The organism is Micromonospora sp. NPDC051196 (genome assembly GCF_040682415.1).
Taxonomy (GTDB): Bacteria; Actinomycetota; Actinomycetes; order Mycobacteriales; family Micromonosporaceae; genus Micromonospora.
On record NZ_JBFBAY010000037.1, the window covers coordinates 1 to 9,165 of the forward strand.

The 9,165-nt window shown below is 71.8% G+C and carries 2 protein-coding genes; both read right to left on the reverse strand.

Annotated elements, in window-relative coordinates; all coding sequences use genetic code 11:
• On the reverse strand, positions 1-188 hold a 188-nt coding region (locus tag AB0M35_RS28930), incomplete at its 3' end, for a polyketide synthase docking domain-containing protein (protein ID WP_363749366.1).
• Positions 189-208: 20 nt separating this feature from the next.
• A complete protein-coding gene (locus tag AB0M35_RS28935) occupies positions 209-9,148 on the reverse strand; it encodes an SDR family NAD(P)-dependent oxidoreductase (RefSeq protein ID WP_363749368.1) in 8,940 nt (2,979 codons plus the stop codon).
• Positions 9,149-9,165 lie beyond the last annotated feature (17 nt).

A 9,165-nucleotide genomic window follows, 5' to 3' on the forward strand; every position in this document is an offset into this window, starting at 1 on the left:
CCCGACACCACCAAATCCCACAACTGCTCAGGACTCGACACACCACCCGGATACCGACACGCCATACCCACAATCGCAATCGGCTCACGCGCCGCAGCCAGCATCTCCCGGTTCTGCCGCTGAAGCCGTTCGTTCTCTTTCACCGAAGCCCGCAGCGCCCGTACGACGTCAGCATTCGTTGCAGTCATAGTCTTCGCCTTTTGTCGAGTCAGGAAACGTCGCCGAGGGCGGCCTGGACCAGGTCCTCCACCGAGAGCGTGTCGATGAGGTCGTCGTCCTCTTCGTCGGTCTCGGCGTCGGCGACGCCGGCCAGCCGCATGAGGGGACGCATGAGCCCGGCATCCTTCAGCTGGGCCAGCGGGATGCCGGCGAGCAGTGCACGGATCTCCACCTCGCCCGGTTCGGCGTCCGGCGCGGTCGACGAGGACGACGACGCAGGTGCCAGCTTCGCGATGAGGTGCTCAGTGAGGGCGTGCGGGGTCGGGTGGTCGAAGATCGTGGTGGCCGGCAGCCGGAGCCCCGTGGCGGTGTTGAGCCGGTTACGCAGCTCGATGGCGGTCAGGCTGTCCAGCCCCTGGTCGAGGAAGCCCTGGTGGGCTCCGATCGCGGCCGGGTTGGCTTGGGCGAGCACGGCCGCGGTGTGGCTCTGGACCAGCTGGAGCAGATGCTGCCGCTGCTGCTCGCCGGTCAGCTGCGCGAGCTGCCCGGCGAGGTCGGCCGCGTTGGCCGCGCCGGTGCCGGCTGTCGGGCGGTGGCGGCCCGTGGTCGGCCGCAACAGGGCGAAGATCGGGTGGTCGGGAATGTACGCGGTGTTCAGCGGCGCCGCGAGCTGCAGGGCGTGCGGCATCTGGTGACTGTGGTCGAACAGTTCCAGGCCGTGCGGGGTCGCCATCGGGCTGATCGCCGTGCGGTTCATCCGGGTGATGTCGGCCTGGGACAGGTGCGCGGTCATGCCGCTGGCCTGGGCCCACAGCCCCCAGGCGATGCTCGTCGCCGGCCGCCGATGGGTCGCGAGCGCGTCGAGGAACGTGTTGGCGGCCGTGTAGTTGGCCTGCCCGGGGCTACCGAGGATGCTGCCTGCGCTGGAGAACAGCACGAATGCGCCCAGCTCACGGTCCTGTGTGTAGCGGTGCAGGGTCGCCGCACCGGCGATCTTCGTCGTCAACACGTCGACCATCTGCTGCCGGGTGAGGGTGGTGATCGTGGCGTCCTGCAGCACGCCGACGGCGTGGATGACCGCCGTGAGCGGGTACTCGGCGGGGATGGCGTCCAGGACGCCGGTGAGAGATTCCGGGTCGCTGGTGTCACAGGCCGTGATGGTGACCTTCGCCCCCAGCTCGGTGAGCCGGGCGTGCAGCTCGTCGGCACCCGCCGCGTCGGGTCCTCGGCGGGAAAGCAGCAGCAGTCGACGGGCGTGCCCCTGCTCGGCCAGGTGACCGGCGATCAGGGCGCCGATCGTGCCGGTGCCGCCGGTGATGACGGTGGTTCCGTTCGGGTCGACCGGCACCGGGATCTCGATGACGTTCTTGCCGGTGTGCCGCGCCTGGCTCATGTGCCGCAGCGCGTGTCGAAGGTCGGCGAGCGACCAGACCCGGGCCGGCAGGGTGTGCAGCTCGCCGCGGGTGAGCAGGTCGACGAGATGGCGTAGCATCTCGCCGATGCGTACGGGTCCGGCCTCCTTGAGGTCGAACGCCTGGTAGCTGATGGCCGGATGATCGGCCGCGTCGCGGATGTCGGTCTTGCCCATCTCGCGGTAGCGGCCCCCGGGCTTGAGCAGTCCGATCGAGGCGTCGACCAGTTCGCCGGACAGCGACCCGAGGACGACGTCCATGGCGGGGAAGGCCGCGGCGAAGTCGATGCTGCGCGACGAGGCGATCCGCTCCTCGGGGATGCCCATCTCCCGCAGTACCGGCCATTTCGCGGGGCTGGCGGTGGCATAGACCGTTGCCCCGAGGTGGGTGGCCAGTTGCACGGCCGCCATGCCCACACCGCCGGTCGCCGCGTGGATCAGCACGTTCTCGCCCGGCTGTACGCCCGCCAGGTCGTGCAGCGCGTAGCAGGCCGTCAGGAACGCCGCCGGCACGGAAGCCGCCTCGGTGTAGCTCCACCCGTCCGGGATCGTCGTGATCATCCGCGCGTCGGCGATCGTGAGCGGGGCGAACGCGTTCGGGAACGCACCCAGCACCCGGTCACCGACCTGCCACCCGGTGACCTCCGGTCCGACCTCGGTGATGACGCCCGCGCCCTCGGCGCCCATCCCGTCGGCCATGTCGACCAGGCCCAGCGCGGTGGCGATGTCGAAAAAGTTCAAACCCGCCGCCCGTACGCCGATCCGAACCTGCCCCGGCTCCAACGGCTGGGTCGCCAGGGGGTTGGGGATCCTGCCGACCGATTCGATGGAGCCGCCGCCGGTGGCACCGATGCGCCAGTCCGTGCCGGCGCCGAAGCCGCTCGTGCCGGCGATGCGGTCACCCACCCGGGCCGCGTGCACCAACCGCGGCGCGACCAGGTTGCCGTCACGGACCGCGAGCTGCGGCTCGGTCTGCGACGCCCCGATCAGGGCCGGCCAATCCACGGCGCTGCCCGCGGGGTCGAGGTCGCAGAGTACGAACCGGTCCGGCTCCTCGGTCTGGGCCGTCCGCATCATGCCCCACACCACTGACGCGCCCAGATCCTCCGCGCCGCCGGTCACTCCGATCGCACCGCGAGTAACCACCACAAGCCGGGACGAGGCGAGCGCCTCGCAGGCCAGCCACCGCTGCACGGTCGCCAGCAGGCCAGTCGCGATGTCTATCGCCGAGGCCACCATCTCACCGGCGCCGCCGGACACCGGCAGCAGCACGTCGGTAGGTGCGGCCGCGCCGGCCTCCACCGCCGCGATCAGAGCGTCGAGGTCGGCGTGCTGCCGGAACGATGCGGGTAGACCGGGCAGCGTACCGAGCACGGCCGGCGACGTGCCGGCCGGTGCGGCGGCCGGCGCCACGGGGGACCACGAGACCGTCAGCAGGCTGTCGACCTCGTCGGCGCCGCCGGACCGTAGCGCCGCCGGGTCCACCGGGCGGGCGCGCATGGCGTCGATCGTGGCCACGGGCGCACCGGAGGCATCGGCGACGAGCATGCGTACGCTGTCGGGTCCGTCGCCCTGGCTGAGCCGTACCCGGACACGATCGGCCCCGGCGGCGTAGAGCGTCACGCCGGTCCAGGAGAACGGTAGCCAGACGCCCTCGGCCGGTAGGAAGCCGCCGAACGGGATCGCATGCGCGGCCGCGTCGAGGATCGCGGGATGCAGCCCGAAGCCGGCCGCGGTCTCCTGCACGTCCTCGGGCAGCGCGATCTCCGCGTACACGTCGCCGTCGCGCCGCCAGACGGCCCGCAGCCCCTGGAACGTCGGCCCGTAGCCGTAGCCGCGCTCTTCCAGTGAGCGGTACAGGTCGTCGATCGGGATCTGCTCCGCAGCGGCGGGCGGCCAGGCGCGCATGGCCGCGAACATGGGTGCGGCCTCTTCCCGCATGAGCTCCTGTGCGGTGAGGGTCGCCTCGACGTGTTGTGTCCACATCGGATCGGCAGGACGCCGGGAGTAGACGATGGCCGTGCACCGTCCTGAGTCGTCGGCCGGCGAGATTACGATCTGGATGTCGGTGCCGTCGTACCGGTCGACGATCAGCGGCGCCTGGACGACGAGCTCTTCCAGATGCGAGCAGCCGACCTCGTCGCCGGCCCGGATCACCAGTTCGACGAAGCCGGTGCCCGGAAGCAGCACGGTGCCGGCCACCGCATGATCGGCCAGCCACGGATGGCGCTTGAGGGACAGGTGACCGGAGAGCACGGTCGAGCCATCGGTCGCCACGGGCACGGCCGCGGACAGCAGCGGGTGGATCGTGGCCTCCGCTGCGGCTGTCCGCGTCTGGCTGAGCCAGAAGCGCTGGTGGTGGAAGCGGTAGGTGGGCAGATCGGCGGCGTGCGGGTGCGGACACGGGTGGACCGGCGCAAGTCCCGTGAGCCAAGCGTGGGTGAGGCTCTTGTGGAGCTGGCTCGTGTTGTGGATGTTGCGTACCAGCGTCGGAAGCGTCGCGGTCGGCTGAGGGTGCGTGTCGGTCGTCTGGGTGATCGCCGGCTGGAGCACCGGGTGGGCGCTGATCTCGATGAACGTGTTGTGCCCGGCGGCCAGCGCCACGCTCGTCGCGGTGTGGAACTGGACGGGCTGCCGCAGATTCTCGTACCAGTAGGTGCAGTCCATCTCCGCGGTGTCGATGACGGCGCCGGTGAGCGTCGAGATCAACGGGATGTCTCCCGACCGGGGGCTGATCCCGGTCAGCGCCTCCTGCAGGTGCTCGCGGATGGCTTCGACGTGCGGCGAGTGGCTGGCGTAGGTGACCGGGATACGCCGGGCGTGGATGTTGTTGCCGGCGCAGTGCTCCAGCAGGGCCTCCGCGGCGGACACGTCGCCGCTGACGATGGTGGTGCTCGGTCCGTTGACGGCGGCGATGTGCAGGCCCGGGTGCTCGGGGAGATCCTCCGGCGCGGTGCTGACCGACACCATGGCGCCAGCGTCGAGGCGGGTGATGGCGGCGGCCCGGGTGACGACGATGTGGACGGCGTCCTCCAACGTCAGCGCGCCGGCGACGTGGGCGGCGGCGATCTCGCCCTGGGAGTGGCCGATGACCGCGTCGGGGCGGATGCCGGCCGCCATCCAGGTACGCGCCAACCCGATCATCACGGTGAACATCACCGGCTGAATGACGTCGACGCGGCCGGCGTTCGGGGCATCGGGGTTCTGGCGCAGTATGTCGACGACGCTCCAGCCGGTACGTTGCTCGATCAGCGCCGAGGCCTCAGCGACCGTGGCGGCGAAGACCGGGCACGTGTCGAGCAGGTCGGCAGCCATGCCGTCCCACTGCCAGCCCTGGCCGGGGAAGACGAACACGGTCCTGGGCCGGGACAGCGCCGTTCCCACACCGCTGTTGGCGTCCGGCGCACCGGTGGTCACATAGTGTTCCAGCCCGGCCAGCAGCTCCGCTCGGCTGCCGGCGGTAACGGCCAATCGGTGCCGCAACGCGGGCCGATCGAACAGGGCCTGACCGACCGCGGCGGCATCCGATTCGCTTGCGCTGAGCGAGAGCAACTGGGCGGCCTGTGCGCGCAGCCCGTCGAGCGTGGCGCCGGACAGCCGCCAGGTGACCACCGGACTGCTGGTCAGCAGGGGCGCCGGTGGCTCGGCGACAGCGGCCGGAGGTGCGGCGGGCGCTTCTTCGATGATGACGTGGGCGTTGGTGCCCGAGACGCCGAACGACGAGACGCCCGCTCGACGGGAGCGGCCGGCGGATCGCTGCCATGGCTGGGGTTCGGTCAGCAGCGAGACGGCACCGGCGGACCAGTCGATCATCGGGGACGGCTCGTCGGCGTGCAACGTCCGCGGCAGCGTCTCCTCCTGCAGGGCGAGCACCATCTTGATCACGCCCGCCACACCGGCCGCCGCCACCGCGTGCCCGATGTTGCTCTTCAGCGACCCGAGCCACAGTGGCCGATCATCGGGTCGCTGCCCGTACGTGGACAGCAGCGCCTGCGCCTCGATCGGGTCGCCCAACTTGGTGCCGGTGCCGTGTGCCTCGACCGCGTCGACGTCCTCGTGCGACAACCCCGCGTTGGCCAGCGCCTGTCGGATGACACGTTGCTGAGCGGGCCCGTTGGGTGCGGTGAGGCCGCTGCTGGCGCCGTCCTGGTTGGTGGCGGTGCCGCGTACGACGGCCAGTACCTTGTGTCCCAGCCGCTGGGCGTCGGAGAGCCGTTCCAGTGCCAGTACGCCGACCCCCTCGGCCCAGCTCGTGCCGTCGGCCTCCGCCGAGAACGCCTTGGCCCGCCCGTCCGGCGACAGGGCGCGCTGCCGCGAGAACTCGACGAAGCCGCCCGGGTTGGCGAGCACGGTCACGCCGCCGGCCAGTGCCAGGGAGCACTCGCCCTGCCGCAGTGCCTGCACCGCGAGGTGCAGCGCCACGAGGGACGAGGAACAGGCAGTGTCAACAGTGATCGCCGGGCCCTCGAAGCCGAAGTTGTACGCCACCCTGCCGGACAGCACGCTCAGCGTGTTGCCGGTCTGCGTGTAGCCTTCGACGCTGCTCGGCACCTGGCCCATGTCGGGGATGTAGAACGACATGCCCGCGCCGACGTAGACTCCGGTCTCGCTGCCGCGCAGCTGTCCCGGATCGAGGCCGGCGCGTTCCAGCACCTCATACGAGACCTCCATCAGCAGCCGCTGCTGCGGGTCCATGGCCAGCGCCTCGCGCGGTGAGATCCCGAAGAATTCGGCGTCGAAGCCGGCCACGTCGTCGAGGAAGCCGCCACGGCGCACGTACGTGCGGCCGACCGCTTCGGGGTCCGGGTCGAACAGATCGTCCGGCCACCCGCGATCGGTCGGGAAGTCGCAGGTGGCGTCCCGGCCCTCGGTCACCAGGTCCCACAGCTGCTCGGGGGTCGACACGCCACCGGGCAGCCGGCAGGCCATGCCCACGATGGCGATCGGCTCGTTGCGGGCGATCGGGGTGGTCCGCGCCGGTGCGGTCGACGGCCGGGTGTGCCGCACCTGCGACTCCAGGTGCGCGGCCAGCTCGGCCGGCGTCGGATGGTCGAAGATCAGCGTCACGGACAGCCGCAGCCCGGTGCTCACGATCAGCCGGTTGCGCAGCTCCACGGCGGTCAGCGAGTCGAACCCGGAGTCGAGGAAGCCGCGATCGGGGTCGATCAGTGCCGACGACTCGTAGCCCAGCACCGCGGCCACGTGCCCACGGACCAGCTCCAGGATGACGCCGCCCTGCTCGCCCTCCGGTACCCCGATCAGCTGCTGGGCCAGAGCGGAACCAGGCTCTCCGCCCTCGGCGCTGGGCCGGCCGACCGGCGCGGTGACCAGGTTGCGCCACAGCGGGGACAGGACGCCGGCAGCGGCGCGGGCCCGGAGCGCGGCCAGGTCGATCGGGGTGGCGACGACAAGACCTTGACGGGTACGGCGAGCACGGTCGAACAGGGCCAGGCCGTCGGCGGGGGTCACCGCAACGGCACCCTCCCGGGCCAGCCGGGCGCGATCGGCGTCATCGAGCCGGCCCGCGTCGTCGGATGCCCAGGCACCCCAGGCAATGCCGAGGGCCGGCTGCCCGGCGGCGTGCCGGTGCTGCGCGAGGGCGTCCAGGAAGGCGCTGGCGGCGGCGAGGTTGGCGTGCCCCGGGGGGCCCAGCACGCCGGCCGCCGAGGAGAACAGCACGAACGCCGACAGATCGTGGTCGCGGGTCAGCTCGTGCAGGTTCATCGCACCGATCACGCGAGCGCCGAGGACGGAGTCCAACTGGTCGACGGTCATCGCGGTCAGCATCTCGTTGTCCGTGACCCCGGCCGCGTGCACGACGGCGGTCAGCGGACGATCGGCCGGGATCGCGCCGAGCACCTCGGCCAGCGCGGCCCGATCGGTGACGTCGCAGGCCACCACGGTGACCTGTGCGCCGAGGCCGGTCAGCTCGTCGCGCAGCGCGGCCGCCCCGGGCGCCTCGGCGCCGCGCCGGCTGAGCAACACCAGGTGGCGGACGCCGTCGGCGGCGACGAGGTGGCGGGCCACGTGCGCACCGACCAAGCCGGTTCCGCCGGTCACCAGCACCGTACCGTCCGCGCCGAACGTCGCTGCCGGCTCGTCGGTCTCCGCGGCGACGGTCAGTCGGGGCACGAGCACACGATCACCACGGACCGCGAGCTGTGGCTCCTCAGTCGTGGCGAGCAGTTGTGGCCAGTCGGGTTCGCCGCTGGCGTCCGGGTCGAGGTCGATGAGCGTCAACCGACCCGGGTGCTCGGTCTGCGCGGTGCGTACCAGTCCCCAGACGACCGAGGCGGCCAGGTCGGCGGCGGAGGTGAGCACGATCAGGCGGCACCGCTCGGCGTGTTCGTCGGCCAACCAGGTACGCAACGCGGCCAGCAACCGCCCGGCGACTTCGCGGGCCTGGTGGGCGACGTCGCCGATGCCGTCGGCGGCCACCGGTAGCAGCACGACGCCCGCGTCGGTGGATTCGGCGCGCAACGCGGCGAGGAAGGCGGCCAGGTCGGCGTGCTGTTCCGCCTCGGCCGGGGTGGGGATGCCGGACCGTCCGTCGCCGATGACCGCCCACCGGGCGTCGCTCTTCGCGTCGATCGTGGCGGGCAGCCAGGTGAGGCCGAACAGCGCGTCCTCGGCCGGGGTGGTGCCGAGGGCAGGCGTTGTCAGCTGCAGGGCCTCGATGACGGCGACGGGTTGTCCGGCGCCGTCGGCCAGCGCCATCCGCGCCGCGTCCCGGCCTTCCCACCGCAGGTGTACGCGCACGTGATCGGCGCCGGACGCGAAGACGGTGACGCCCGCAGCCGCCGATGGCAACCGAAGCGCCTCGCCGCCGTCGAGCAACAACGCGTGGGCTGCGGCGTCGAGCAGGGCCGGGTGCAGGGTGTACTGATCGAGGTCCGCGCGGGCCGCCTCGGGCAGCGCCACCTCGGCGAACATCTCGTCGCCCCGGCGCCACGCGGCTCGCAGGCCCTGGAACGCCGGCCCGAAGCGGTAGCCACGGGCGGCCAGTTCGGCATACGGGTCGGGCAGCAGGTCGGCGCCTTCCGGCGGCCAGGCGGCCAGGGCGGCAAACGCCGGATCGGCGGCGGCCTCCTCGCGCATCTGCACGCCAGGCCGGATCACGCCCTGCGCATGGCGCGTCCACACCTGCTCGACACCGCTACGCGCGAAGACGGCGACGGGTCGGCGGCCGGCGGCGTCGGCGGCCTCGACGAGCACCTGCACGTCAACCGGCTTGCGCGGGTCGAGCCGCAGCGGCGTCTGCACGGTCAGTTCGTCGACCCGTGCGCAACCGACCTCGTCACCGGCCCGCATGACCAACTCGGCGAAGCCACTCATCGGCAGGATCGTGGCCCGGTCGACGCCGTGATCGCTGAGCCAAGGCTGTACGGCGGCGGAAAGCCGACCGGACAGCACGAGTGCGCCGGTCCCGCCGATGTCAAGGGCGGCGGTCAGCAGTCCGTGGTCGACGACAGCAAGGCCTGCGCCGGTGACATCGGCGGTGGCGGGTTCTCGGGTGAGCCAGTACCGCTGCCGGTCGAACGCGTAAGTAGGTAAATCCACGACCGGCCCGGCCGGCACCACCGCACCGACATCAA